This window comes from Kitasatospora sp. NBC_01539 (genome assembly GCF_045040525.1).
In the GTDB taxonomy this organism is placed as follows: domain Bacteria; phylum Actinomycetota; class Actinomycetes; order Streptomycetales; family Streptomycetaceae; genus Kitasatospora.
In genome coordinates this window covers 3281524-3306305 of sequence record NZ_CP109390.1, presented here as the reverse complement: position 1 = coordinate 3306305, position 24782 = coordinate 3281524, and the positions used below count along the sequence as shown (strand labels likewise).

19 protein-coding genes are annotated in these 24782 nt (G+C 73.8%); 16 read left to right on the top strand and 3 right to left on the bottom strand.

Annotated features, from left to right (window positions below; genetic code table 11):
• Positions 1-33: 33 nt before the first annotated feature.
• On the bottom strand, positions 34-951 hold the full coding sequence (locus OG335_RS14020) for a hypothetical protein (RefSeq protein WP_405011436.1): 918 nt from the start codon (positions 949-951) through the stop codon (positions 34-36).
• Positions 952-1123: 172 nt separating this feature from the next.
• On the opposite strand from OG335_RS14020, the gene OG335_RS14015 reads away from it, so the two are divergent.
• The 5 genes from OG335_RS14015 to ftsY all read left to right on the top strand — a co-directional run bounded on the left by OG335_RS14015 (position 1124) and on the right by ftsY (position 8636).
• Positions 1124-2425: a hypothetical protein gene (locus tag OG335_RS14015; RefSeq protein WP_405011435.1), complete on the top strand. Its 1302-nt coding sequence runs from the start codon at positions 1124-1126 to the stop codon at positions 2423-2425.
• Positions 2426-2638: 213 nt separating this feature from the next.
• On the top strand, positions 2639-2956 hold the full coding sequence (locus OG335_RS14010) for an acylphosphatase (protein WP_405011434.1): 318 nt from the start codon (positions 2639-2641) through the stop codon (positions 2954-2956).
• 397 nt (positions 2957-3353) lie between these two features.
• Entirely contained in the window at positions 3354-3557 is a 204-nt protein-coding gene (locus tag OG335_RS14005; protein ID WP_405011433.1) for a hypothetical protein, read from the top strand.
• A 226-nt stretch (positions 3558-3783) separates the two neighbouring features.
• Positions 3784-7392 carry a chromosome segregation protein SMC gene (smc, locus tag OG335_RS14000; RefSeq protein WP_405011432.1) on the top strand — a complete coding sequence of 1203 codons (3609 nt, stop codon included), beginning with the start codon at positions 3784-3786 and terminating at the stop codon, positions 7390-7392.
• A gap of 56 nt (positions 7393-7448) precedes the next feature.
• Entirely contained in the window at positions 7449-8636 is a 1188-nt protein-coding gene (ftsY, locus tag OG335_RS13995; RefSeq protein WP_405011431.1) for a signal recognition particle-docking protein FtsY, read from the top strand.
• A 129-nt stretch (positions 8637-8765) separates the two neighbouring features.
• Here the strand turns inward: ftsY and OG335_RS13990 are convergent, their stop codons facing one another.
• Entirely contained in the window at positions 8766-9467 is a 702-nt protein-coding gene (locus OG335_RS13990; protein WP_405011430.1) for a bifunctional DNA primase/polymerase, read from the bottom strand.
• A 555-nt stretch (positions 9468-10022) separates the two neighbouring features.
• Here OG335_RS13990 and OG335_RS13985 point away from each other — a divergent pair.
• The 6 genes from OG335_RS13985 (at position 10023) to OG335_RS13960 (ending at position 18770) form a co-directional block, all read left to right on the top strand.
• Positions 10023-11477, top strand: a complete 1455-nt coding sequence (locus OG335_RS13985) for a hypothetical protein (protein WP_405011429.1) — start codon at positions 10023-10025, stop codon at positions 11475-11477.
• A gap of 425 nt (positions 11478-11902) precedes the next feature.
• Positions 11903-13222 (top strand): ammonium transporter, encoded by a 1320-nt coding sequence (locus OG335_RS13980; protein WP_405011428.1) that lies wholly within the window; start codon positions 11903-11905, stop codon positions 13220-13222.
• Positions 13222-13560 (top strand): P-II family nitrogen regulator, encoded by a 339-nt coding sequence (locus OG335_RS13975; RefSeq protein ID WP_405011427.1) that lies wholly within the window; start codon positions 13222-13224, stop codon positions 13558-13560. Before OG335_RS13980 ends, OG335_RS13975 begins: the two co-directional genes overlap by 1 nt.
• Before the next feature lie 93 nt (positions 13561-13653).
• Positions 13654-16095, top strand: coding sequence for a [protein-PII] uridylyltransferase (locus OG335_RS13970; protein WP_405011426.1), 2442 nt, complete (start codon positions 13654-13656; stop codon positions 16093-16095).
• Between the two features lie 300 nt (positions 16096-16395).
• Positions 16396-17964 carry a signal recognition particle protein gene (ffh, locus tag OG335_RS13965; protein WP_405011425.1) on the top strand — a complete coding sequence of 523 codons (1569 nt, stop codon included), beginning with the start codon at positions 16396-16398 and terminating at the stop codon, positions 17962-17964.
• Between the two features lie 263 nt (positions 17965-18227).
• Complete coding sequence (locus tag OG335_RS13960; RefSeq protein WP_405011424.1) at positions 18228-18770, top strand: GNAT family N-acetyltransferase; 543 nt, start codon at positions 18228-18230, stop codon at positions 18768-18770.
• 181 nt (positions 18771-18951) lie between these two features.
• On the opposite strand, the gene OG335_RS13955 is transcribed toward OG335_RS13960, so the two are convergent.
• Entirely contained in the window at positions 18952-19770 is an 819-nt protein-coding gene (locus OG335_RS13955; RefSeq protein ID WP_405011423.1) for a class I SAM-dependent methyltransferase, read from the bottom strand.
• Positions 19771-19967: 197 nt separating this feature from the next.
• On the opposite strand from OG335_RS13955, the gene proS reads away from it, so the two are divergent.
• The 5 genes from proS (at position 19968) to rimM (ending at position 24782) form a co-directional block, all read left to right on the top strand.
• Positions 19968-21380 carry a proline--tRNA ligase gene (proS, locus tag OG335_RS13950; protein WP_405011422.1) on the top strand — a complete coding sequence of 471 codons (1413 nt, stop codon included), beginning with the start codon at positions 19968-19970 and terminating at the stop codon, positions 21378-21380.
• Positions 21381-21969: 589 nt separating this feature from the next.
• Positions 21970-22548 (top strand): hypothetical protein, encoded by a 579-nt coding sequence (locus OG335_RS13945; protein ID WP_405011421.1) that lies wholly within the window; start codon positions 21970-21972, stop codon positions 22546-22548.
• Positions 22549-23168: 620 nt separating this feature from the next.
• Complete coding sequence (gene rpsP / locus OG335_RS13940) at positions 23169-23600, top strand: 30S ribosomal protein S16 (protein ID WP_405011420.1); 432 nt, start codon at positions 23169-23171, stop codon at positions 23598-23600.
• A gap of 2 nt (positions 23601-23602) precedes the next feature.
• Complete coding sequence (locus tag OG335_RS13935) at positions 23603-23842, top strand: RNA-binding protein (RefSeq protein ID WP_405011419.1); 240 nt, start codon at positions 23603-23605, stop codon at positions 23840-23842.
• A 304-nt stretch (positions 23843-24146) separates the two neighbouring features.
• A complete protein-coding gene (rimM, locus tag OG335_RS13930) occupies positions 24147-24782 on the top strand; it encodes a ribosome maturation factor RimM (protein WP_405011418.1) in 636 nt (211 codons plus the stop codon).

The following is a 24782-nucleotide window of genomic DNA, read 5'->3' as shown; positions in this document are numbered from 1 at the left end:
CCGCGCTCGGCCCGGTCGGCGCCGTACCCGCGGTCAGGCCGGCGCCGTCTCCTGCTGCGGCTCCACGCCGTGCAGCGCGCCCTCGTCCTCACCGAACCAGGCCACGCCGACCGCACTCGCCACCGCGAGCACGAAGCCGAACGCGGCGAGCCAGCCCAGTCCGGCCCTGGCGGAGTCGCCCAGCCAGAGCACGCCGACCACGCCCGGCACCACCGTCTCACCGACCACCAGCGCCGCGGTCGCGGCGTTCACCGAACCGACCTGCAGGGCCACCGTGTGCAGGTACATCCCGCCCAGGCCGCCCACCAGGATCGCGTACAGCGCCGGGTCCGCCAGCAGCCGCACCAGGTCGAACGGCTCGACGCCGTCCAGGACGCGCACGCCGACACCCAGCGCGCCGAACCCCAGACCGGACAGCAGACCCGCCACGACCGCCGCACCGCGCCCCAGCCGCCGCACCAGCAGGCCGCCGCCCGCGATCAGCAGCACCGTCACCGCCAGCAGCCACCAGTGCACCGCCCGCGCCGCGTGGTGCTCGCCCTCCGGGCCGGCCGCCACGGCGAGCATCACCAGCGCACCGCAGAGCACGCCGATCGAGGCCCACTCCATCCCCTTGAGCCGCAGCCCCAGCAGCCGGACGCTGAGCAGCGCGGTGATCACCAGGTTGGCACTGATGATCGTCTGCGACAGGAACAGCGGCAGCAGCCGCGCCGCCAGCGCTCCCAGCATGAACCCCACGAAGTCGAGCACCGTGCCGAGGATGAACTCCCAGGTCACCGCCGCCTTGGCGGTCGACGCGAGGCTCGGGCCGCCGTGCTGCGTCACGGCGGACGCCCCGCCGGCCCGGGCCGCCTCCTCGCGCGCCGACCTGCGGGCGCCCACCGCCTGCAGGACGGACCCGGTGCCGTAGCAGACGGACGCCGCGACGGCGGTGGCAAGGCCGATGAACACGGAGGACTCCGATCGGGGCGGGACGGGCAGGCACCACTATGCCGGGCCGGCGGCCCCGCGCGGCCGCACCGGCGGGGATTCCGGCCGGTCGGCGGGGGTGGTCCCGTCCCCGGGGCGTACGGCGGCCGCGTGTCCGGGGGCCAGGCGCGCCGACCGGCGTAGCGTCGGACGTATGAGAACCGTTTCGCGTGGACCGGTGGCGGCGCTCGTCGCGCTGCTGGCCGGGATGCTGCTGCTCCTGGTGCCCGCCACCGCGTACGCCGGGGTGTCGGACGCCGCCGCCGCCCTGAGGCAGGGACAGGTGTACGTCGACCCCGCGATGGCCGGCCGCTACCCCGAGGCCCGCGCGGCCGCCCTCACCCGCACGATCGCCGACGCCGACAAGCCCGTCTTCGTCGCCGTCGTCCCCGCGGACGACGACTACCCCGCCGCCACCGTCGCCCGCGACCTGCGCACCGAGACCGGCATCGTCGGCGTGTACGGGATCTGGCGCGGCGACGAGTTCCGGGCGTTCTCCGACCGGGCGGCCCTCGCGCCCGCCGCCGCCGACCGGATCGCCGACGCCGCCGCCCGCGCCCACCCCGGCGACATCGCCGGCACCCTCGACGACTTCACCGCCCAGGCCGTCGCCCAGACCCGCGGCCACGGCGTCGCCTCCGGCGGCGTGAGCACGGCGGCGATCGTCGTACCGCTGGTGCTCCTCGCGCTCGCCGGCACCGGTGCGTTCCTGTACGTGCGCCGGTCCCGCCGGCGCCGGGACGAGCAGAACCGCGCCGACCTCGCCCGGCTGCGCACCGTCGTCGACGAGGACATCACCGCCTTCGGCGAGGAACTCGACCGGCTCGACTTCGACCCCGCGGCCCCCGGCGCCGACGACGCCCAGCGCGCCGACTACGCCCGCGCCCTCGACGCGTACGAGCGGGCCAGGCGCGGCATGGACGCCGCGACCCGGCCGCAGGAGGTCAGGCCCGTCACCGAGGAGCTCGCGGAGGGCCGGTTCGCCCTGGTGGCGCTCGCCTTCCGCCGCGAGGGCCGGCCGCCGCCGGAGCGCCGCCCGCCCTGCTTCTTCGATCCCCGGCACGGTCCGTCCGTGAAGGACGCCGACTGGGCGCCGGAGGGCGGCGCACCGCGCGCGGTGCCGGTCTGCGCCCGCGACGCGCTCCGGCTCGCGGCCGGCGAGGAGCCGGACGCCCGCACCGTGCAGACCGCGCGCGGCCGCGAACCGTACTGGAACGCCGGCCCGGTCTACGGCCCCTGGGCCGGCGGCTACTACGGCACCGGCCTGCTGCCCGCCCTCGTCGCGGGCACCGTCATGGGCTCGGTGCTGGCCCCGTCCGGCGCGTGGGCGGCGGACGGCGGCCCCGACGGGGGCGACTACTCCGGCGCCGACTTCCAGCAGGGCGACTTCGGCGGGTTCGACGGCGGCGGAGGCTTCGGCGGCGGGGGAGGCGGCGACTTCGGCGGCGGCTTCTGACCCGGCCCCGCGAGCGCCAGGCCCCGTGAGCGCCCCGCCCCGGCCCTGACCCGCCCCGGCCGTACCGCAGCCCGGACGGTCGGCGAGGGGGCCGGACGGGTGGTCCCGCACCGGCGGCACCCGGCCGTCCGCGCGCGGAGGTCCGGGAGGAGCGGTGGACGTGCCGTGAAAGCCCTCGGATCCGCCCGCGCCACGCCCGACTATGGTCGTGGCATGCACGGTCACGACAGCCACCACGCCCACCTGCTCGACCTCCGCCGGCCCGTCCGGGCCACCGCGTGGGTCCGCGGGCGCGTGCAGGAAGTCGGCTTCCGGTGGTGGACCAGGGCCAGGGCCCTGGAGATCGGACTGACCGGGTACGCGAGCAACCTCGCCGACGGGCGCGTGCAGGTCGTGGCCGAAGGGCTGCACGCCGAGTGCGAGGCCCTGCTCGCCCTGCTGCGCGGCCCGGGCACTCCGGGCCAGGTCAGTGGTGTCACCGAGATCTGGACCGCGACCGAGGGCGGGTACGAAGGGTTCGCGATCCGCTGAGCACACCGCGGTTGCCGGAGGGTGGAGAGACCTTCCGGCAACTGCCGGTGTCATCCGGTTGCCATCCGGGCAGACTCATGGTTGACTCCGCACCAGCAGTGATCCACCGGCTCCGGTGGTCCGCCCCGCCCGTGGTGTGCCCGTCCCGCCATGCAGGTGAGAGGCGCGCGGTAGCGTGCGGTGATCGTGTTGACCCGTAGGGTCTTTGGTGAGACGCTGGAAGCCCGCGCACCAGTCTGCGTTTCCCCGGAAGGGTCGAGTCGCCGTGTGCCCAGCTCACTGCGGTCGTCCTGATGTGCCCAGCCAGCACGCCCGGGGCGAGGACGAGTGCGCACCCTTCCCCCCAAGACCAATACCGCAAAACGGTTCGGTCACTCAGCGTGGAGGACCATACATCATGGCAAAGGCGCTTCTCGGGTACGTCGGCGGCCCCGACCCGCGAATGCTCTCCGAGATGCGACGGCTGCAGCAGCGCGTCCAGGACCTGGAGGCCGAGCTCAACCGCCTCCAGTCCGAGAACGACGCTCTTGCCGCTGTCGCCGACGAGCACTCGCTGCTCTCCAGCATCGGCATGGATCACCGGGAGCCCGCGCTCACCTGATCCCGTCCGAACGATCGACGCAGTCGGTGCACTGAGCTTCCCGAAAGGGATCGCAGCCTGCAAGGGACGTCCGGTGTGGCGTCCCTTCGTCGTGTCCGGAGCCCTCCCCCGCGCCAATGCTGCCCCTGCCACGGCGTGGCCAAACCGCCTCCTCACCTTCCGTCCCGCACCCAGCCGGATACAGTCGCCGGAAGGGCGTCGGCGCATGCGCGAGGAGGTCGGACGGGTGCACCTGAAAAGCCTGACGCTGCGCGGGTTCAAGTCCTTCGCCTCGGCCACCACGCTCCGCTTCGAACCGGGCATCACCTGCGTCGTCGGACCCAACGGCTCCGGCAAGTCCAACGTCGTCGACGCCCTCTCCTGGGTCATGGGCGAGCAGGGCGCCAAGTCGCTGCGCGGCGGCAAGATGGAGGACGTCATCTTCGCCGGCGCGGGCGGGCGCGCCCCGCTCGGCCGCGCCGAGGTCAGCCTCACCATCGACAACACCGACGGCGCCCTGCCCATCGACTACTCCGAGGTCACCATCACGCGGACGATGTTCCGCAACGGAGGCAGCGAGTACGCGCTCAACGGCACCGTCTGCCGCCTGCTCGACATCCAGGAGCTCCTCTCCGACTCCGGCATCGGCCGCGAGATGCACGTCATCGTGGGCCAGGGCCGCCTCGACTCCGTCCTCCAGGCCGACCCGATGGGCCGCCGGGCCTTCATCGAGGAGGCCGCCGGTGTCCTCAAGCACCGCAAGCGCAAGGAGAAGGCGCTGCGGAAGCTGGACGCCATGCAGGGCAACCTCAACCGCGTGCAGGACCTCGTCGCCGAACTCCGCCGCCAGCTCGGCCCGCTCGGCCGGCAGGCCAGGATCGCCCGCCGCGCCGCCGGCATCCAGGCCGAACTCCGCGACGCCCGGCTGCGCCTGCTCGCCGACGACCTCCTCACCCTGCGCCGCGCCGTCGAGGCGGAGATCGCCGACGAACTCGCCCTCAAACTGCGCCGTACCACCGTCGAACAGCAACTCGCCGCCGCCGTCCAGCGCGAGGCCGTCCTGGAGGCCCAGGTCGAGCAGCTCGGACCACGCCTGGAAGCCGTCCGGCAGACCTGGTACGCCCTCTCCGCCCTCACCGAACGCACCCGCGGAACCATCGGCCTCGCCGAGGCGCGCGTCCGCCACGCCCGCACCGCCGCCCGGACCGACGAGCGGCGCGGCCGCGACCCCGAGGAACTCGCCGCCGAGGCCGCCCGCATCCGCGAGGAGGAGGCCGCCCTCACCGACGCACTGGAGGAGGCGCAGTACGCCCTCGCCGAGGCGGTCGAGACCCGCAGCACCCTCGAACGCGACCTCACCGCCGAGGAGGCACGGCTCCGGACGGCCGCCCGGTCCATCGCCGACCGGCGCGAAGGCCTCGCCCGCCTCCAGGGCCAGGTCGCCGCCGCCCGTTCCCGGGCCACCGCCGCCGGCGCCGAGATCGGCCGGCTCGCCGAGGCCCGCGACGCCGCCCTCGACCGCGCCGAGACCGCCCGGCAGGAGTACCGGCTGCTCCAGGACGAGGCGGACGGCCTGGCGGCCGCCGACCGGGACCACGACAGCGCCGACGCCCGCACCCGCGCCGCGCTCGCCGACGCGGAACACGCCCTCGCCGACGCCCGGGACACCGCGGGCGCCGCCGAACGCGAACGCGCCGGCCTCACCGCCCGCCACGAGGCACTCGCCCTCGGCCTGCGCCGCAAGGACGGCAGCGGCACCCTGCTCGCCGCCGGAGGACCGCCCGGCGTGCTCGGCTCCGCCGCCGCACTCCTCACCGTCAGCCCGGGCCACGAGGCCGCCCTCGCCGCGGCACTCGGCGCCGCCGCCGAGGCCGTCGCCGTGGACGGCCTCGACACCGCGGCCGAAGCCGTGCGGCAGCTCCGCAAGCAGGACGCCGGCCGGGCCGCCCTGCTCGTCGCCGGCGCCCCCGCGCCCGCCCGGGCCGCACCCGGCCTCCCCGACGGCGCGACCTGGGCCGCCGACTCGGTCGAGGCCCCGGCCGCCCTGCGCGGCGCCGTCGCGGCCCTGCTCGCCGGCACCGCCGTGGTCGCCGACCTCGCCGCCGCCCACCTGCTCGTCACCCGGTACCCCGGGCTGACCGCGGTCACCCTGGACGGTGACCTCCTCACGGCGGGCTTCGCCCAGGGCGGCGCGGCCGGCGCGCCCAGCCTGCTGGAGACCCAGGCCCAGGTCGCCGAAGCCGCCCGCCGCATCGACGAACTCGACACCCGCTGCGCCCAGTCGGCCGAGGAACTCGCCGCCGCCGACGAACGCCGCCGCGAACTCGCCCTCGCCCACGAGCAGCTGACCGCCGTCCGGCGCGGAGCCGAGAAGGAACGGGCCCGGCTCGCCGGCTCCCTCGGCCGCTCCGCCGGCCAGGCCCGGGCCGCCGAGGGCGAGGCCGAACGCCTCACCGCCGCCGCCGACCGCGCCGAACTCGGCCTCGCCGACGCCACCGAGGCCGCGGAGGAGCTCACCGCCCGCCTGGAGGCGGCCGAGGAACTCGCCGCCGACGGCGAGGACGAGCCCGACACAGCCGAACGCGACCGCCTCGCCGCCGCCGGCGCCGCCGCCCGGCAGGGCGAACTCGAAGCCAGGCTCGCCGTCCGCACCCACGAGGAACGCGTCCGCTCCCTCACCGGCCGCGCCGACCAGCTCGACCGCGCCGCCGCCGCAGAACGCGAGAGCCGCGCCCGCGCCGCCGAACGCCGCCACCGCGCCCGCCACGACGCCGAGTCGGCCGCGGCCGTCGCCGACGGCGCCCGCCGACTCCTCGCGGCCGTGGAGTCCTCCCTCGCCGCATCCGACGCCGAACGCACCGCCGTCGAGCAGGACCGGACCGGCCGCGAGGCCGAACTGCGCATTGCCCGCGAACACGGCCGCGGCCTCACCGCCGAACGCGACCGCCTCGTCGACGCCGGCCACCGCGACGAGGTGCTGCGCGCGGAGAAGCGCCTGCGCATCGAGCAACTGGAGGCCCGCGCACTCGACGAGTTCGGCATCGGGGGCGAGGAACTGCTCGACGGCTACGGCCCGGACACGCCCGTGCCGCCGCCCACCCCCGAGGAGGGCCGGGAGCCCGGCGAGCCGCGCCCGTACGACCGGGCCGAGCAGGAGAAGCGGCTCAAGGCGGCCGAACGCGCCTACCAGCAGCTCGGCAAGGTCAACCCGCTGGCCCTGGAGGAGTTCACGGCGCTGGAGGAACGCCACCGCTTCCTCGGCGAGCAGCTCGACGACCTGAGGAAGAGCCGGCGCGACCTCATGGACATCGTCCGCGACGTCGACACCCGGGTCGAACAGCTCTTCACCGCCGCGTTCCACGACACCGCCGCACAGTTCGAAGGCGTCTTCTCCCGCCTCTTCCCCGGCGGCGAGGGACGTCTCCTGCTCACCGACCCCGCGTCGATGCTGACCACCGGCGTCGAGGTGGAGGCCCGCCCGCCCGGCAAGAAGGTGAAGCGGCTCTCGCTGCTCTCCGGCGGCGAGCGCTCGCTCACCGCCGTCGCCCTGCTGGTGGCGATCTTCAAGGCCCGGCCCAGCCCGTTCTACGTGATGGACGAGGTGGAGGCGGCCCTCGACGAGACCAACCTGCGCCGACTCGTGTCGATCATGGAGGAGCTCCGGGAGAGCTCCCAGCTGATCGTCATCACCCACCAGAAGCTCACCATGGAGTCGGCGGACGCCCTCTACGGCGTCACCATGAAGGGCGACGGCATCTCGCAGGTGATCAGCCAGCGGCTGCGCACCGGGACACCCCCCGCCCGCCCGGCCGGGGGAGAGCCCCGGGAACGGCCCGCGGCGGCACCCGCGGGCTGAGCCACGCCGTCCGGCTGCTCCCGGCCCTTGCGGGCGTCGCCGATACTGGGGGGGTTATGGAATACGTGATCCTTGCCGTAGTCATCGCCGTGGTCGCCATCGGCGCGATCGCGGGCCTCGTCGTCACCGGCAGACGACGCAAGCCGCTGCCTCCCAGGCCCGAGGCACCCGTCATCACGCCGCCGCGCGAGCCGCAGGTCGGCGAGGAATCCGCCCCGCCCACCGAGGCGCCGGCCCAGACCATCGAGGAGGTGCCGCTCCCCGAAGCCGAGGAGCAGGCCCCGGCGGAGGCCGCGGCCCCGCCCGCCGTCGAGGTGCCCGAGCCCACCGCCGGCCGCCTGGTGCGGCTGCGCTCCCGGCTCTCCCGCTCGCAGAACACGCTCGGCAAGGGCCTGCTGGCCCTGCTCTCCCGGGATCGCCTCGACGAGGACACCTGGGAGGAGATCGAGGAGATCCTGCTCACCGCGGACGTCGGCGTCGCCCCCACCCAGGAGCTCGTGGACAACCTGCGCACCCGCGTGAAGGTGCTCGGCACCCGCAGCCCCGCGGAGCTGCGCGCGCTGCTGCACGAGGAGCTCGTCGCCCTGATCGGGTCGGACGCCGACCGCACCGTGCGCTCCACCAAGCACGAGGAGGGGCCGGCGGTCGTCCTCGTCGTCGGCGTCAACGGCGTCGGCAAGACCACCACCACCGGCAAGCTCGCCCGGGTGCTCGTCGCCGACGGGCGCCGGGTGGTGCTCGGCGCCGCCGACACCTTCCGTGCGGCCGCCGCCGACCAGCTGCAGACCTGGGGCGAGCGGGTCGGCGCCCACACCGTGCGCGGGCCGGAGGGCGGCGACCCGGCCTCCGTCGCGTTCGACGCGGTCAAGCAGGGCATCGCCGAGGGCGTCGACACCGTGCTCGTCGACACCGCCGGCCGCCTGCACACCAAGACCGGACTCATGGACGAGCTCGGCAAGGTCAAGCGCGTCGTCGAGAAGCACGGCCCGGTCGACGAGGTGCTGCTCGTGCTCGACGCCACCACCGGTCAGAACGGGCTCGTACAGGCCCGGGTGTTCGCCGAGGTGGTCGACATCACCGGCATCGTGCTGACCAAGCTGGACGGCACGGCCAAGGGCGGCATCGTCATCGCGGTGCAGCGCGAACTCGGCGTACCGGTCAAACTCATCGGCCTCGGCGAGGGCGCGGACGACCTGGCGCCCTTCGAGCCGGCCGCGTTCGTGGACGCGCTGATCGGCGACTGAGTCCGGCACCGTCCGTCCCGGCGGGCCGTCTCCTTCGGGAGGCGGCCCGTCCTGCTTTTCCCCGGCCGTCCTGCTTTTCCCCCGGCGGCCCTGCATTCTTTCCGGCCGTCGGTGCGGGGGAGGAGGGGATCAGGCGGCGGGCCAGGCCGGTTCGGCGCTGCGGATGCGGCCGCGGTGGCACGCGTACGCGAGGGTGCCGAGCAGCAGCCGGGCCTCGGGCGGGCAGGCGGCGCTCTCCCGGGTCGGGCGGCGCAGCCAGCGCATCGGGCCGAGGCCGTCGAGCACGGTCGGCGGGGCGGCGACGTACGTGCCGGCGCCGTGGCAGACGAGGTCGAGCGCGGCGTCGTCCCAGCCCGTCCGGTAGAGGAGTTCGGGCAGGCGGCCGGCGGTGCCGGGGGCGACGAAGAAGAGCATCCGGCCGGTGGGGGAGGAGATCACCGGGCCGACCTGGGTGCCCATCCGCTCCAGCCGGACGAGGGCCTGCAGGCCGGCCTGCTCGGGGACGTCCAGCACGTCGAAGTGCAGGCCCGCGGGCAGGAGGACGGGGGCGTCGGACGCCCAGAGGGTGCGGAGTTCGTGCGCCGGGGTGCCGGGCGCGGCCTTCGGGCCGGCGAGCGCGTGCAGCCCCGGCGCCGCACAGTGCGGGGTGCCGCAGTCGCAGGCGGTGGTGGAGCGGTACGCGGCGCGGGCCGGTCCGGCGGCCACCGTCCAACCGAGGCGGGCGGTGTAGTCGCCGGCCGCGTCGAGGGCCGTGGCCCGGGTACGCCGCAGGGTGCCGCGCGGCGCCAGCCGCAGGTGCCGCAGCCGGAGTTCGCCGAACAGGTTGTCCATGCCTCCCCCAACAGGTTCTGCCGGTCCGTGGTTACGGGACCGTGACATCCGGTCCGAGGGCCGCGGCGGTGCGGGTGGCGCACCGGCGGCGCGCGCCGTGCGGCGTGCTCCGATTCGTGTCGCGCGCTCCAGCAGCAGGCGTGCCCCGGAGCTGCGGATACCCGGTCGTTGCGTTCGCACGAGGATTCCTCCGTCGTCTCCGGTGCCGTCAAAGCCGGTAGCATCGGCGGCAGTTGATCCGTCCGCGGGGCGGGTGGCCCAGTCGTCGGGCATGTGCCGGGGTCAACCCGACCCGGTTACCAGTGAAGCGCGCCCAGGTCACCGTTTCTTCACCCGCAGGGGTGGCGAAAGGTGGCGTTTCCACGGCGGTGCTCCCCCGGATGGCGGAAATCACGTTACGTTCGGCACGCGGATCGCAGCGGAGAGTCCACAGTGGCCGGGATTCCCGTGCGATCCACGGCAGTCGAGCAGCACGGTACGTCGAGCAAGCGCCCGAACCGTCGGGCACCACGAGCGGGGCCCCGAGGCGGGGCCGGGCGGGATGGGGACGTTCCCATGGGAGAGAAGCAACCGAACGAGAAGCTGACGTCGTGGTTCGCCCGCAGCGGCTGGTCCAAGGGCGAGTTGGCGCGGCAGGTCAACCGTCGGGCCCGGCAGACCGGCGCGCACCACGTCAGCACGGACACGTCCCGGGTGCGCAGATGGCTCGACGGCGAACAGCCCCGCGAGCCCATCCCGAAGATCATGTCGGAGCTGTTCTCCGAGCGCTTCGGCTCCGTCGTCTCCGTCGAGGACCTCGGCCTGCGGACCGCCGTACCGGTCTCGACCGTCGGCGGCGGCGTCGATCTCCCGTGGAGCGGCGACCAGACCGTCCAGCTGATCAGCGAGTACTCGCGCAGCGACCTCATGCTCAACCGCCGTGGCTTCCTGGGCACTTCACTCGCCCTCACGGCCGGCGCCGCGCTCATCGAGCCGATGCAGCGCTGGCTCACCCCCGGCCCGTCCGGCGCCCCCACCCCGATCCTCACCGCCGCGAACGGCGGCGAACCGCACACCGGCCGGCTCTCCGAGCCGGAGCTCCAACTCCTCGAACAGACCACCGTGATGTTCCGCCAGTGGGACGCGCAGAACGGCGGCGGCCTGCGCCGCAAGGCCGTCGTCGGCCAGCTCCACGAGGTCACCGACCTCCTGCAGGAGTCGTACCCCGAGCCCACCACCAAACGGCTGTTCCGCCTCACCGCCGAACTCGCCCACCTCGCGGGCTGGATGTCGTACGACGTCGGCATGCACCCCAGCGCGCAGAAGTACTACGTGCTGGCGCTGCACGCCGCGAAGGAGGCCGGCGACCGGCCGTTCGGCGCGCTCATCCTCACCGACATGAGCCGCCAGATGATCCACCTCAACCGCGGCGAGGACGCGCTCGAACTCATCCACCTCGCCCAGTACGGCAGCCGCGACACCGCCACCCCCCGCCAGCAGGCCCTGCTGTACGCGATGGAGGCCCGCGCCTACGCCACCATCGGCGAGGTCAACCGCTGCGCCCGGGCCGCCCGGCTCGCCGAGGACACCTTCAGCGACTGCCGTGCCGGCGACGGCGACCCGAACTGGCTGAAGTTCTTCTCCGAGGCCGAGCTCAACGCCGAGAACGCGCACTCCTACCGCGACCTCGCCTACCACTCCAGCCGCAGCCAGCTGTACGCGTCGATGTCCGCGCCGGTCATGGAGCGCGCCGTCGACCTCTTCCGGCAGGACGGCGAGCACGTCCGCAGCTACGCCTTCAACCTGATCGGCATGGCCAGCGTCCACCTGCTGCAGAACGAGCCCGAGCAGGCCGCCGTGATGGCCGAGCAGGCCGTCGACATCGCCGCGAAGGTGCGCTCCGAGCGGCTCAACACCCGTGTCCGCAAGACCTCCGAGGCCGCGAACCGGCAGTTCACGGGCGTGCCCGGGATCTCCCGGCTGGCCGAGCGCGTCGTGCAGGACATCCCGGAGTTCGCCTCGGCGGTCTGACCGTCCGCACCCGCCGGACGGCCGGCCTCGGTCGTCCGCTCGTGCCGTCCGGACCGGCGGTGCGTGCCGCACCACCCCCTGCGGGAACCGCTTTCGGCCACCCCCGCCCCCGAACCCCGACCGTGGGAGCCCCTCCGGCTCCGTCACCGTACGGGCTCCCCCGCCCCTTGGGCCGCGGGCCCCCACGGTCGGTGATCATCCGCCTACCTGCTGTCGTGTGCGCGGCACGGTAGCGCAAGATCTGTCATGGCACGGCCGTGGTTCACGCGGTCGTAACGCGCTCGTCGCTCGCGTCACGGCCACGAAACACCGAGCCGCATCGGCCGAAATCAGCCTTCGGCACTCTCCTTCACATCGCCGACACCCCGGGTTGTACGGGACAGGGTCCCGGGTGTGGTGCGGCTTCCATTCACGAGGAGACGCCGATGCCGGACGGCTTCAGCGCGGGCGATACCGCCTTTGTGTTCATCTGTGCGGCCCTGGTCATGTTGATGACCCCGGGCCTGGCCTTCTTCTACGGAGGCATGGTCAGGGTCAAGAGCACACTCAACATGCTGGTCATGAGCTTCATCACGCTCGCGATCGTCAGCGTGCTCTGGATCCTCTACGGCTACAGCCTGGCCTTCGGCCCCGACGCCGGCGCAGGCCTGATCGGCAACCTCGACTTCCTCGGCTTCCGCGGCATCGGGATGAACGACCTCAGCGGCACCATCCCGGTCACCGGGTTCGCGGCCTTCCAGCTGATGTTCGCCATCATCACCCCGGCGCTGATCAGCGGTGCCATCGCGGACCGCGCCAAGTTCACCGCCTGGTCGCTCTTCGTGGGCCTCTGGGTCACCGTCGTCTACTTCCCGGTCGCGCACTGGGTGTTCGCCTTCGACAAGGGCAACGGCGGCTGGCTCGGCGACCGCCACGGCGTCATCGACTTCGCCGGCGGCACCGCGGTCCACATCAACGCGGGCGTCGCGGGTCTCGCCCTCGCCCTCGTGCTCGGCAAGCGCATCGGCTTCAAGAAGGACCCGATGCGTCCGCACAGCCTCCCGCTGGTGATGCTCGGCTCGGGCCTCCTCTGGTTCGGCTGGTTCGGCTTCAACGCCGGCTCGGCGCTCGCCGCCAACGGCCTGGCCGGCATGGCGTTCATGAACACCCAGGTCGCCACCGCCGCCGCCGTCCTCGGCTGGCTCGCCTACGAGAAGATCAAGCACGGCGCCTTCACCACCCTCGGTGCCGCGTCCGGCGCCGTCGCCGGCCTGGTCGCCATCACCCCCGCCTGCGGCTCGGTCTCCCCGCTCGGCGCCATCGCCATCGGCCTCATCGCCGGTGTCGCCTGCGCCGCCGCGATCAGCCTCAAGTACAAGCTCGGCTTCGACGACTCCCTCGACGTGGTCGGCGTGCACCTCGTCGGCGGTGTCATCGGCTCCCTGCTGATCGGCTTCTTCGCCACCGGCCACGTCGGCCAGACCGCCAAGGGCCTCTTCTACGGCGGCGGCTTCGACCAGCTCGGCAAGCAGGCGCTCGGCGTGGTCGCGGTGGCGGTGTACTCCTTCGTCGTCACCTACGTCCTCGGCCTCGCCATCCACAAGACCCTCGGCTTCCGGGTCTCCGAGGACGTCGAGGTCTCCGGCATCGACCAGTCGGAGCACGCCGAGTCCGCCTACGACTTCACCGCGGTCGGTGCGAGCCTGGCCCGTGCCGTCACCACCACCCCTGCCCCCGCCGCCACGAAGGCCGAGGTCGACGCCTGATGAAGCTCATCACCGCAGTCATCAAGCCGCACCGCCTGGACGACGTGAAGGAGGCCCTGCAGGCCTTCGGCGTCCACGGCCTGACCGTCACCGAGGCCAGCGGCTACGGCCGGCAGCGCGGCCACACCGAGGTCTACCGGGGCGCGGAGTACACCGTCGACCTGGTGCCGAAGGTGCGCATCGAGATCCTCGTCGAGGACGAGGAGGCGGAGCAGCTGATCGACGTCGTCGTGAAGGCCGCCCGCACCGGCAAGATCGGTGACGGCAAGGTCTGGTCCGTCCCGGTCGACACGGCGGTGCGGGTCCGCACCGGCGAGCGCGGGCCCGACGCGCTCTAGCATCTGCACCACACGCTCTTGGCGGACCTGCCCACCGGCAGGTCCGCCGGACGCGTATCCGGCACCGCCCGCCCCACGGATGGGATCTGCGACGTGACCACGACCGAAGCCCACCCCTCCGACCCCGCCCGGTCCGACGACCACGGCGCCGCCCGCGCCCGGCTGCTCGCGGAGCCCGGCCTCGGCGGAGCGGCGCGCCGGGCCGCCCTGTCCCGTCTCAGCGACCGCTGGCTCACCGGGCTGTACCGGGAGGCCGGCGCCCCCGCCGGCACCGCCCTCGTCGCCGTCGGTGGCTACGGCCGCGGCGAACTCTCGCCCCGCAGCGACCTCGACGTCCTGCTCGTGCACGAGGGCCCCGTGGACCCGCAGCTGCCCGAGCGCATCTGGTACCCCGTCTGGGACTCCGGCGCCGCCCTCGACCACTCGGTGCGCACCCTCGACGAGGCCCGCGCCGTCGCCGCCGAGGACCTCAAGGCCCAGCTCGGCCTCCTGGACGCCCGGCACATCGCCGGCGACGCCGCCCTCACCGCCTCGCTGCGCTCCACCCTGCTCGCCGACTGGCGCGCCAGCGCCGCCCAGCGGCTGCCCGAACTCCAGCAGCTGTGCGCGGAGCGCGCCGAACGCCACGGCGAACTCTCCTTCCTCCTGGAGCCCGACCTCAAGGAGGCCCGCGGCGGCCTGCGCGACGTCGTCGCGCTCAACGCCATCGCCGCCACCTGGCTCGCCGACGCCCCGCGCGACGGCCTGGACGCCGCGGCCGCCCGCCTCGCCGACGTCCGCGACGCCCTGCACCTCGCCACCGGCCGCGCCACCGAACGCCTCAGCCTCCAGGACCAGGACCAGGTGGCCGCCGGCCTCGGCGTCCTCGACGCCGACACCCTGCTCCGCCAGGTCTACGAGGCCGCCCGCACCATCACCTACGCCTCCGACGTCACCTGGCGCGCCGTCGACCGGGTGCTCGCCGCCCGCAGCGGCCGCGGCCGGCGGATCTCGCGGATCGCCTTCCCGTTCAGCGGCGTCGGCCGGGGCTCCGGCGCGGTCGCCAAGGGCACCGTCGACCGCCGCCCGCTCGCCGAGGGCGTCGTCGAGCAGGACGGCGAGGCCGTCCTCGCCCAGGGCGCCCGCCCCGCCCAGGACCCGGTGCTGCCGCTGCGCGCCGCCGCCGCGGCCGCCCAGGCCGGGCTCACCGTCTCGTACGCCACCGTGCGGCGCCTCGCCGCCGAGACCAGGCCGCTGCCGGTGCCGTGGCCCGACGAGGCCCGGGAACAGCTCGTCACGCTCCTCGGCGCCGGCGAGGCCTGCCTGCCCGTCTGGGAGGCCCTGGAGGCCGAAGGACTGATCACCCGGCTGCTGCCGGACTGGGAGCGGGTGCGGTGCCGCCCCCAGCGCAACGCCGTGCACCGGTGGACGGTCGACCGGCACCTCATCGAGACCGCCGTACGGGCCGCCGCCATGACCCGGCGCGTGGCCCGCCCCGACCTGCTGCTCGTCGCCGCGCTGCTGCACGACATCGGCAAGGGCTGGCCGGGCGACCACTCGGAGGCGGGCGAGGTGATCGTCCGCGACGTCGCCGTGCGGATGGGTTTCGACAAGGACGACACCGACACCCTCGCGCTGCTGGTGCGCCACCACCTGACGCTGGTCGACACCGCCACCCGGCGCGACCCGGACGACCCCGCCACCGTCGACGCCATCACCAAGGTCGTCGGCACCCTCTCCCACCTCGAACTGCTGCACGCCCTCACCGAGGCCGACGCCACCGCCACCGGCCCCGCCGCCTGGAGCACCTGGCGGGCCTCGCTGGTCGCCAACCTGGCGGGGCTCGCCGCCGCCCGCCTCGCCGGCGGCGTCACGTACCCCCCGGCGGGCGAACCCACCGCCGAGGAGGAACGCCTCGCCGTCGAGGCGGGGCGCACCGGCGCCCCCGCGCTCTCGCTGCTGGCCCAGGCCGAGCAGGGCGAGGGCGGCACGGAGCCGATGGGCGTCGAGCTGACCCTCGCCATCCCGGACCAGCCGGGACTGCTCGGCACCGTCGCCGGCGTCCTGGCCCTGCACCGGCTGGCCGTCCGCTCCGCCGGTCTGCGCGAGCTCGACCCGGTCGGCGCCGGGCCCGTGCTGCTGCTGTCGTGGACCGTCGCCGCCGAGTTCGGCGAACTGCCGGAGGCGGCCCGGCTCCGCGCGGACCTGCGACGCGCCCTGGACGGCTCGCTCGACGTCGCCCGCAAGCTCGCCGAACGCGACGCCGCCGCGCCCAAGCGGCGCGGCATCGCGACCCCGCCGCCGGTGGTGTCGGTCGCCCCGGGGGCGTCCTCCAGCGCCACCATCCTGGAGGTCCGCGCGCACGACGCCCCCGGCCTGCTGCACCGCATCGGCCGGGCCCTGGACGCCGCCGGCGTACGGGTGCGCACCGCACACGTCTCCACCCTCGGCGCGGACGCCGTCGACGCGTTCTACGTCACCGACCCGGCCGGCCTGCCGCTGGAGCCCGCGCACGCCCGCGAGGTGGCGAAAGCCGTGCAGACCGCCCTCGGGTGAGCCCGCACGCCGGGCCCGGCACCACCGGGCCCGGCCCTCCGCTGCGCTGCCCCCGGCCCTTCCGCAGTACCGCTCCCTGTCGTCTGCACCGCCGCTCCCAGCCGCTCGCACCGCTGCTCCGCGCGCTCCGGGAGGCCGCCGGGCCGGCGTCCGGCAGGCGTACGGGCCGCCGCCGAGGGCGCCCGCACCCGGGGCGGGGAAGCCGGGCCGACACCGGGTGGAGACCGTTCGCCGGGCGGCCGGATACCCTGGGGGACGACGACCGTAGCCAACCGATGCCGCAAGGGACCCGCGACCGACGTGTTCGACACTCTCTCCGACCGCCTCGCAGCGACGTTCAAGAACCTCCGGGGCAAGGGCCGCCTCAGTGAGGCGGACATCGACGCCACCGCCCGCGAGATCCGCATCGCACTCCTGGAGGCGGACGTCGCGCTCCCGGTGGTCCGGGCGTTCATCAAGCAGATCAAGGACCGTGCCCTCGGTGCCGAGGTGTCCGGTGCGCTGAACCCGGCCCAGCAGATCATCAAGATCGTCAACGAGGAGCTCATCAGCATCCTCGGCGGCGAGACCCGGCGCCTGCGCTACGCCAAGAGCGGCCCGACCGTGATCATGCTGGCGGGCCTCCAGGGCGCCGGCAAGACCACCCTCGCCGGCAAGCTCGGCCACTGGCTCAAGACCCAGAAGCACACCCCGCTGCTCGTCGCCTGCGACCTCCAGCGCCCGAACGCCGTCACCCAGCTCGGCGTCGTCGCCGAGCGCGCCGGCGTCGCCTTCTACGGCCCGGAGCCCGGCAACGGCGTCGGCGACCCGGTCAAGGTCGCCCGCGACTCCATCGAGTACGCGAAGCAGAAGCAGTACGACGTCGTCATCGTCGACACCGCCGGCCGCCTCGGCATCGACGCCGAGATGATGCAGCAGGCCGCCGACATCCGTGCCGCGGTCGACCCGGACGAGGTGCTCTTCGTCGTCGACGCCATGGTCGGCCAGGACGCGGTCACCACCGCGCAGGCCTTCCTCGACGGCGTCGACTTCACAGGTGTCGTGCTCTCCAAGCTCGACGGCGACGCCCGCGGCGGTGCCGCGCTCTCCGTCGCGCACGTGACCGGCCGGCAGATCATGTTCGCCTCCAACGGCGAGAAGGTCGACGAGTTCGACGCCTTCCACCCGGACCGGATGGCCTCGCGCATCCTCGGCATGGGCGACATGCTCTCGCTCATCGAGAAGGCCGAGCAGACCTTCTCCCAGGCCGAGGCCGAGAAGATGGCCTCCAAGCTCCAGGGCGGCGGCAAGGACTTCACCCTCGACGACTTCCTGTCCCAGCTGGAGCAGGTCCAGAAGATGGGCTCGATCTCCAAGCTGCTCGGCATGCTCCCGGGCATGGGCCAGATCCGGGACCAGATCAACAACATCGACGACAAGGACGTCAACCGCGTCGGCGCCATCATCAAGTCGATGACCCCGGCCGAGCGCACCGACCCGAAGCTCATCAACGGCTCGCGCCGACTGCGCATCGCCAAGGGCTCCGGTGTCCAGGTCGGCGAGGTCAACAACCTGGTCGAGCGGTTCTTCGAGGCCCGCAAGATGATGTCGGCGATGGCCTCCGGCAAGGGCATCCCCGGCATGCCGGGCATCCCCGGGATGGGCGGCGGCGGCAGGAAGTCCGCCAAGAAGGCCCCGGCCGCCAAGGGCAAGCGCAAGTCCGGCAACCCGCTGAAGCGCGCGCAGGAGGAGGCCGCGGCCGCCGAGCGCCGCGCCCTCGGCCCGGCCGCCGGGCAGCAGCCCGCCGCCCCCGGCGGGGCGTTCGGCCTCGGCGCCGGCAAGGGCCCGTCCGACTTCGAACTCCCCAAGGAGTTCAAGGACCTCCTCTGAGGTCCCCCGGGCCACCGCCCGTGCCCGTCGGCCCGCCGCCCCTCCCGGGGCCGCGGGCCGACGGCGTTCCTGGCCCGAGGCGCCCCGAGGCGCTCTGAGGTGCCCCGAGGCGCTCTGGGCGCCCTGTGGCACCGTCGGGGCGCCCGACCGGCCGTGGGCGCGGGTACGCGGGTGCGCGGCGGCGGCAGGACGCGGCTCGCACCCGCGGCGGCTGGACGCGGCACGCACCCGACCCGGAGCCCGGTCGGCACCGGGCCGCACACATGACCGATGATGGTGGTGTGCGAGTGACGATCCGGGCGCCCAGGCCCGCGGACACGGGCCCCTACGCAGAAGCCGTCCGCCGGTCCGCCGAGCACATCGGGCGGTGGAACCCGGTGGAGCCCGACGGCCTGACGGAACTGATCGACCGCCAAGGCGCCGGGCTACGCACCTTCCTCATCGAGGACACCGCCACCGGCGGCCTCGTCGGCAAGTGCAACGTCGCCAACATGGTCATGGGCCGGTTCTGCAACGCCGCGCTCGGCTACGACTCCTACGTGCCCTTCGCCGGCACCGGCCGGATGACCGAGGGCCTGCGCCTGGTGATCGACCGCTGCTTCGCGCCGCCCGAGCGCGGCGGCCTCGGCCTGCACCGGCTGGAGATCAACGTGCAGCCCGACAACGCCCGCTCCATCGCACTGGCCCGGCGCCTCGGGTTCCGCCACGAGGGCTTCACCCCGCGGATGCTGTTCCTCGCCGGCGCCTGGCGCGACCACGAGCGGTTCGCGCTCACCGCGGAGGAGTGGACACCGCTCGACCGGTGAGGCCGGGTGCGGTGCGGGGCTTCCGGTGGTCCACAGCCGCCCGGCAGACCGGGGAACCGGTTGCCCGGCCCGACCGGTCCCTACGGCTACGGCTACGGCTACGGCTACGGCTACGGCTACGGCTACGGATGCGGTCGCGGCTGCGTTCGCGGTCGCGGCCGCCGTGCCGTGCGGCGTCCCGTCAGTGCGGCTGCTCCGCGACGACGTACCGGAAGACGTTGGCCATCCGCACCGAGGCGTCCCGCTGCACGAACGGGTGCAGCGCCTCCTCCAGTTCCTTGGTGACCAGCGCCGGACCCCACTCCTCGATCGCGACCTCGTACAAGCCGGTCGACAGCATGCCGCGGACGGCGCTGTCCAGGTCGGGGTAGGCGAACGGGCAGCTGACCCGGCCGCTGCCGGCGGCCCGGAGCCCGACCCCGGCGCACAGCCCCTCCAGTGCGCCGGGCGCGCTCAGGGCGAACGGGTCGCAGGCCGGGACCCGGCCCGACCGTCGGCGGGCGACGTCCAGCACCGAGGCGCTCTCGCACCGCTCCGGCGGCCCCCAGCCGGCCAGCACCACGTGACCTCCCTGCAGCGTCAGCGCGGCCGCCTCGGCCACCAGACGGGCCGGCTCACCCACGTACGCGAGCTCCTCGAAAACGGTGACCAGCGAATACGCCGAGCGGGCGACGGGAGTCCCCGGACGGTCGATGCCCTCGGCGCCGGACACCCGCAGCCGCCGGCCCTCCGCCAGCTCCCGGAGCTCCGCCTCCGACTCCGACCCGGCGACCTGGGCGCCCCGCTCCGCCGCCAGCAGCAGAGCGAGTCCCGAACGGCACCCGAGACCGAGCAGGCTCGTCGCCGGGCCGACCTCCAGCCGCTGGTGAACCGCCTGGTAGAGCGGCACGAGCATCCGCTCCTGGATCTCCGCCCAATCGCGCGCCCGACCGCGGGACCCCGCTCCGCCACCCGCGTGCGGGCGCTGCACGGTCGTACCGGTCACCTGCGCTGAAGCCATCGCGGCCTCCCATTCGGTGTGTGCATCCCATGCTCCGGCTCCCCCGGTGGTGCTCCGCCCCGCCTCCAGCGAACAGCGGCCGGAGCCTGCCGTCCAGAGGTGTGCAGGGAGTGTCCGTGCGCCGAGGCGTGCGCCCCGGCAGTGCGCCGGTGAAACGGATTCACGGTCCACGCCCCGATCCCCGTACCATCTGCCCCATGGCTAAGGCACCCGTTCTCACCCCCCAGGCGGAAGACTTCCCGCGCTGGTACCAGGACCTCATCAACAAGGCCGAGCTGGCCGACAACGGTCCGGTGCGCGGCACCATGGTCATCCGACCGTACGGGTACAGCCTGTGGGAGCGGATGCAGCAGGAGATGGACGCCCGCATCAAGCGGGCGGGTGCCCAGAACGCCTACTTCCCGATGTTCATCCCGCAGTCGTACCTGACGAAGGAGGCGGAGCACGTCGAGGGCTTCGCCCCCGAGCTCGCGGTCGTCACCCACGGCGGTGGCAAGGAACTGGACGAGCCCGTCGTCGTCCGCCCCACCTCCGAGACGATCATCAACGAGTACTTCTCCAAGTGGGTGCAGAGCCACCGCGACCTGCCCCTGCTGATCAACCAGTGGGCGAACGTCGTCCGGTGGGAGCTGCGCCCCCGCGTCTTCCTGCGCACCACCGAGTTCCTCTGGCAGGAGGGCCACACCGCCCACGCCACCTACGAGGACGCCCGCGCCTACGCCTCGCGCATCCACACCGAGGTCTACGGCGACTTCATGACCAACGTGCTCGGCATCGACGTCGTGCTCGGCCGCAAGACCGCCCGGGAGCGGTTCGCCGGCGCCATCAACACCCTCACGCTCGAAGGCATGATGGGCGACGGCAAGGCCCTGCAGATGGGCACCAGCCACGAGCTCGGCCAGAACTTCGCCAAGGCGTTCAACACCACCTACCAGCTGCAGGGCGCCGAGCGCGAGCACGTCTGGCAGACCTCCTGGGGCGTCTCCACCCGCATGGTCGGCGGCCTGATCATGTCGCACGGCGACGACAACGGGCTGCGCGTCCCGCCGCGCCTGGCCGCCGTGCAGGCCGTCGTCCTCGCCATCAAGGGCGACGACGCCGTGCTCGCCAAGGTCCGCGAGATCGGGGCCGCACTGGAGGCCGTCGGCGTCCGCGTCGTCGTCGACGACCGCACCGACACCCCGTTCGGCCGCCGCGCCGTCGACTGGGAGCTCAAGGGCGTACCGCTGCGCATCGAGGTCGGCCCGCGCGACCTGGAGAGCGGCACCGCGATGCTGGTCCGCCGGATCGCCGGCGGCAAGGAGCCCGTCTCCGTCGACGGGCTCACCACCCTCGTGCCCGGGATCCTGGAGGAGGACCAGGCGCTGCTGCTCCGCCAGTCCCGCGAGCGCCGCATCGCCCGCACGGTCGACGTCGCCTCGATCGACGAGGCCGTCGAGGCCGCCGCCACCGGCTGGGGCCGCATCTCCTGGGCCGAGCTCGGCCCGGCGGGCGAGGCCAAGCTGGCCGAGCAGGGCGTCTCGGTGCGCTGCATCGTCGCCGCCGACGGCTCCGTGCCGGCGACGGACGACCAGGACGGCAACATCGCGATCGTCGCCCGCGCGTACTGAGCCACTCGGCCCGGACCGGCCGGGCCCGGCAGGACCTCCTGCCGGGCCCGCCGGGTCGGGCTGCGGTTCGGTCGGGCTGCGGTTCGGTCGAGGTCTCGGCCCGGGTCGGTTCGGCCGGTTCGGTCGTGGAGGGTACGCAGGGGAACGGAGAGCGCCAGAGGTGTTCCCCGGCCCCCGGAACTGACCGGACGACAGGGAATGTTTGCAAGCCCCGAGCGCTTCCCGATGCACTTCCGTTGTATTTCCGCGGCGATTCGGCAGAATGTTAACCCCGGTTTGCATACTGCTCGTTGAGACTACTCGCCGGTCAACTCCCGGCGGTGCTGAACAAGCGGTACGGTATACGGCCCGTGGCCCTGTCAATTTCGACCGGGGCCGCGGGCCGTCCGCCTGGGGGCGGCGTGCGCGTCCCGGGCGATAGCCGAGAGCCCGCCGAGATTCGACGGGCCCACAGATGCAGGGGGTTGGTCTTGCGTCAGGTCAGAACAACGCAATTCAGGTGCACATGTGCATTCCTGGGAGATCGCTGTGAATTCCCGGTGAACGGGAACTCGCGGAACATCGCCACGCTCTCCCTCGTTGGTCCAGCGTGAGCACGACACAGCCCCTCGTCCTGGCGGCCGAACTGGCCGCCGCCTGGAGCGACATCCAGGCCCATCACCAGGACCTCCCCGACCTCGCCTCTCCCGAGGCCCTGATCGGCGAGTCCTCCTCGGCGTGCGGCACCCGGCTCGGATTCGAGCGCCTGCTGCACGAAGCCGCCCACGGCCTGGCCGCAGCACGGGAGATCCGCGACACCTCCCGGGCCGGGCGCTACCACAACCGGCGCTTCCTGATGCTCGCCTCCGAGCTCGGGCTGGCCCACCCGGTCGAGCCGCACGCCAGCAGCGGCTTCTCCCAGGTGACCATGCTCCAGGAGACCCGGGAGAGATACACCGACACCATCGAGCGGCTGGAGCACGCCCTCGGCGCACACCAGCTCGCCGTCACCGGTGAGGGCACCCAGCGCGCCTTCCGCGGTCCGGCGGCCCGACATGGTTCGTCGGGTGGCGGCGTGCGCGTCAAGGCCGTGTGCGGCTGCGGCCGCAACGTCCGCGTCGTTCCGTCGGTGCTCGCCCAGGCGTCCATCGTCTGCGGCGCCTGCCAGCAGCCGTTCAAGATCGGTTGAGGGCCACCGGCGGCCCAGCGCCGTCGGTGGTCGCTCGCTGTGCTCGGCTCTACCGGGGGCGGGGGCCCTCGGTCGGGCCGGTCCGCAGTGCGGACCGGTCGGCGGACTCCGTGACGTCCGCCACCCGTGGTCCGTGCAGGTCCACCGCCCGCCGACGCGGCGCGGTGGGGTGATGATGCGGTGAGGTCATGACGTGTGCGGTGCCGCGGACGGTGCACGGCCGCCGCGGGCAGTAAGCCCCTTGGGGTGCAGGCCCGGGATGCCCGGGGATCCGTCTCGGAGCCGGTGGACCGGAGCCGGTGGGCTGGGCCGGTGGACCGGAGGTGCACGGACCGGAGGCGCCTGAACCGGGTGCGTGGAGCCGGAGGCTCCTGGGTCGGGTGCGTGGCCCGGGTGGTGCGCCCGGACGTCGAGGAGTGGTGGGCCCGGGACCGGGCGGGCCGGAGCGGGCCATGTCGGGCGCTCGGCCGGGCTGTGGCAGAATAGACAGCTGAGTACTCGGCAGCCGAGCAGGACCCCTCTCTCCTACGGCTGGCGTGTCCACTGAACGGCCGGTCGCCGCAACCCCACGTGGTGACAGCGGCCGCTCACCCACGTCAACACCAGGAGATTCCACTCCCGTGGCAGTCAAGATCAAGCTCAAGCGTCTCGGCAAGATTCGCGCCCCGCACTACCGCATCGTCGTCGCGGACTCCCGCACCAAGCGTGACGGTCGCGCCATCGAGGAGATCGGCATCTACCAGCCGACCTACGACCCCTCGAAGATCGAGGTCGACACCGACCGCGCCCAGTACTGGCTGTCCGTCGGCGCCCAGCCGACCGAGCCGGTCCTCGCCATCCTCAAGCTCACCGGTGACTGGCAGAAGTTCAAGGGCCTGCCCGCCCCGGAGCCGCTGAAGGTCGCCGCCCCCAAGGTCGAGGACTTCTCGCACCTCTTCGCGAAGGCCGTCGCGGGCTTCGAGGACAGCACCACCGGTGTTGCCATCACCCCGAAGGCCAAGAAGGCGGACAAGGCCGAGGCTGACGCCGAGGCCCCCTCCACCGAGGCCTGAGCATGATCGAGGAAGCCCTCGATCACCTGGTGAAGGGCATTGTCGAGCACCCCGACGAGGTGCAGGTGCGCGCGCGCAACCTGCGCCGGGGCAACACCATCGAGGTCCGGGTGCACCCCGACGACCTCGGCAAGGTGATCGGCCGCGGAGGCCGTACGGCCCGCGCGCTGCGTACCGTGGTGGGAGCGCTCGGCGGCCGGAACGTCCGGGTCGACCTGGTCGACGTGGACAGCCTTCGCTGACACCAGGCCACCGGACACTCGTCAGGTATTCAGGGGCCGGCCGGGACGCACGTCGTCCCGGCCGGCCCCTGCCGGCGTTTCCGGGCCGTGTTCGGGTGGCTCGCGTCGTCCGGGCGGTTCGGACTGACCGGGCAGCCCTGGCCGCAACAGGTCGGTGGTGGCCGGCGGGGGCCCACGGCGCCCGTGGTCGCGGCCGCACCGACAGCAGCATGCAGGAGCGCTCCGGAGCGGGCGCACAGGAACGAACAGCGCAGACACACCACACGCGCCCCGGGGCGCGGGAAGACCCAGGAGAACGATCACCGTGCAGCTCGTCGTCGGTCGGATCGGCCGCGCCCACGGCATCAGGGGCGACATCAGTGTCGAGGTCCGCACCGACGAACCCGAACTCCGGCTCGGACCGGGCGCCGTCCTGCTCACCGACCCCGCGTCGGCAGGCCCGCTCACCGTGGAGAGCGGCAAGGTGCACAGCGGCCGACTGCTGCTCCGCTTCGTCGGCGTCAAGGACCGCACCGAGGCCGAGGCCCTGCGCGGCACGATCCTCATCGCGGAGGTCGACCCGGAGGACAGCCCCGACGACCCGGACGAGTACTACGACCACCAGCTGATCGGCCTTGACGTGGTGCTGAGCGACGGCACCCTCGTGGGCGAACTCACCGAGGTCCTGCACCTGCCGTACCAGGACCTGCTGACCGTGACGCGGCCGGACGGCACCGAGGTGCTGGTGCCCTTCGTCGAGCAGATCGTGCCGACGATCGATCTTGAGGAGCAGCGGGCCGTGATCACGCCTCCGCCTGGCCTCATCGACGCGGTCGCATCCGACACGGCTGAGGCTGAGGCAGAGTCTGCGGAGGCTGGGGACGGGGACGGGGACGGGAACGGTGCGGCGGCGGGCGCGGCCGACGATGCCGACCGGCCGGAGAGCGGTGCCGGGGCATGA

Coding starts and splice junctions, on each gene's coding strand:
- OG335_RS13935 (WP_405011419.1), top strand. CDS start 23,603: ATGATCGAGGAAGCCCTCGATCACCTGGTGAAGGGCATTGTCGAGCAC.
- OG335_RS13975 (WP_405011427.1), top strand. CDS start 13,222: ATGAAGCTCATCACCGCAGTCATCAAGCCGCACCGCCTGGACGACGTG.
- ftsY (WP_405011431.1), top strand. CDS start 7,449: ATGGAATACGTGATCCTTGCCGTAGTCATCGCCGTGGTCGCCATCGGC.
- OG335_RS13990 (WP_405011430.1), bottom strand. CDS start 9,467: ATGGACAACCTGTTCGGCGAACTCCGGCTGCGGCACCTGCGGCTGGCG.
- OG335_RS13960 (WP_405011424.1), top strand. CDS start 18,228: ATGACCGATGATGGTGGTGTGCGAGTGACGATCCGGGCGCCCAGGCCC.
- OG335_RS14005 (WP_405011433.1), top strand. CDS start 3,354: ATGGCAAAGGCGCTTCTCGGGTACGTCGGCGGCCCCGACCCGCGAATG.
- OG335_RS13955 (WP_405011423.1), bottom strand. CDS start 19,770: ATGGCTTCAGCGCAGGTGACCGGTACGACCGTGCAGCGCCCGCACGCG.
- OG335_RS14015 (WP_405011435.1), top strand. CDS start 1,124: ATGAGAACCGTTTCGCGTGGACCGGTGGCGGCGCTCGTCGCGCTGCTG.
- OG335_RS13985 (WP_405011429.1), top strand. CDS start 10,023: ATGGGAGAGAAGCAACCGAACGAGAAGCTGACGTCGTGGTTCGCCCGC.
- proS (WP_405011422.1), top strand. CDS start 19,968: ATGGCTAAGGCACCCGTTCTCACCCCCCAGGCGGAAGACTTCCCGCGC.
- OG335_RS13980 (WP_405011428.1), top strand. CDS start 11,903: ATGCCGGACGGCTTCAGCGCGGGCGATACCGCCTTTGTGTTCATCTGT.
- OG335_RS14010 (WP_405011434.1), top strand. CDS start 2,639: ATGCACGGTCACGACAGCCACCACGCCCACCTGCTCGACCTCCGCCGG.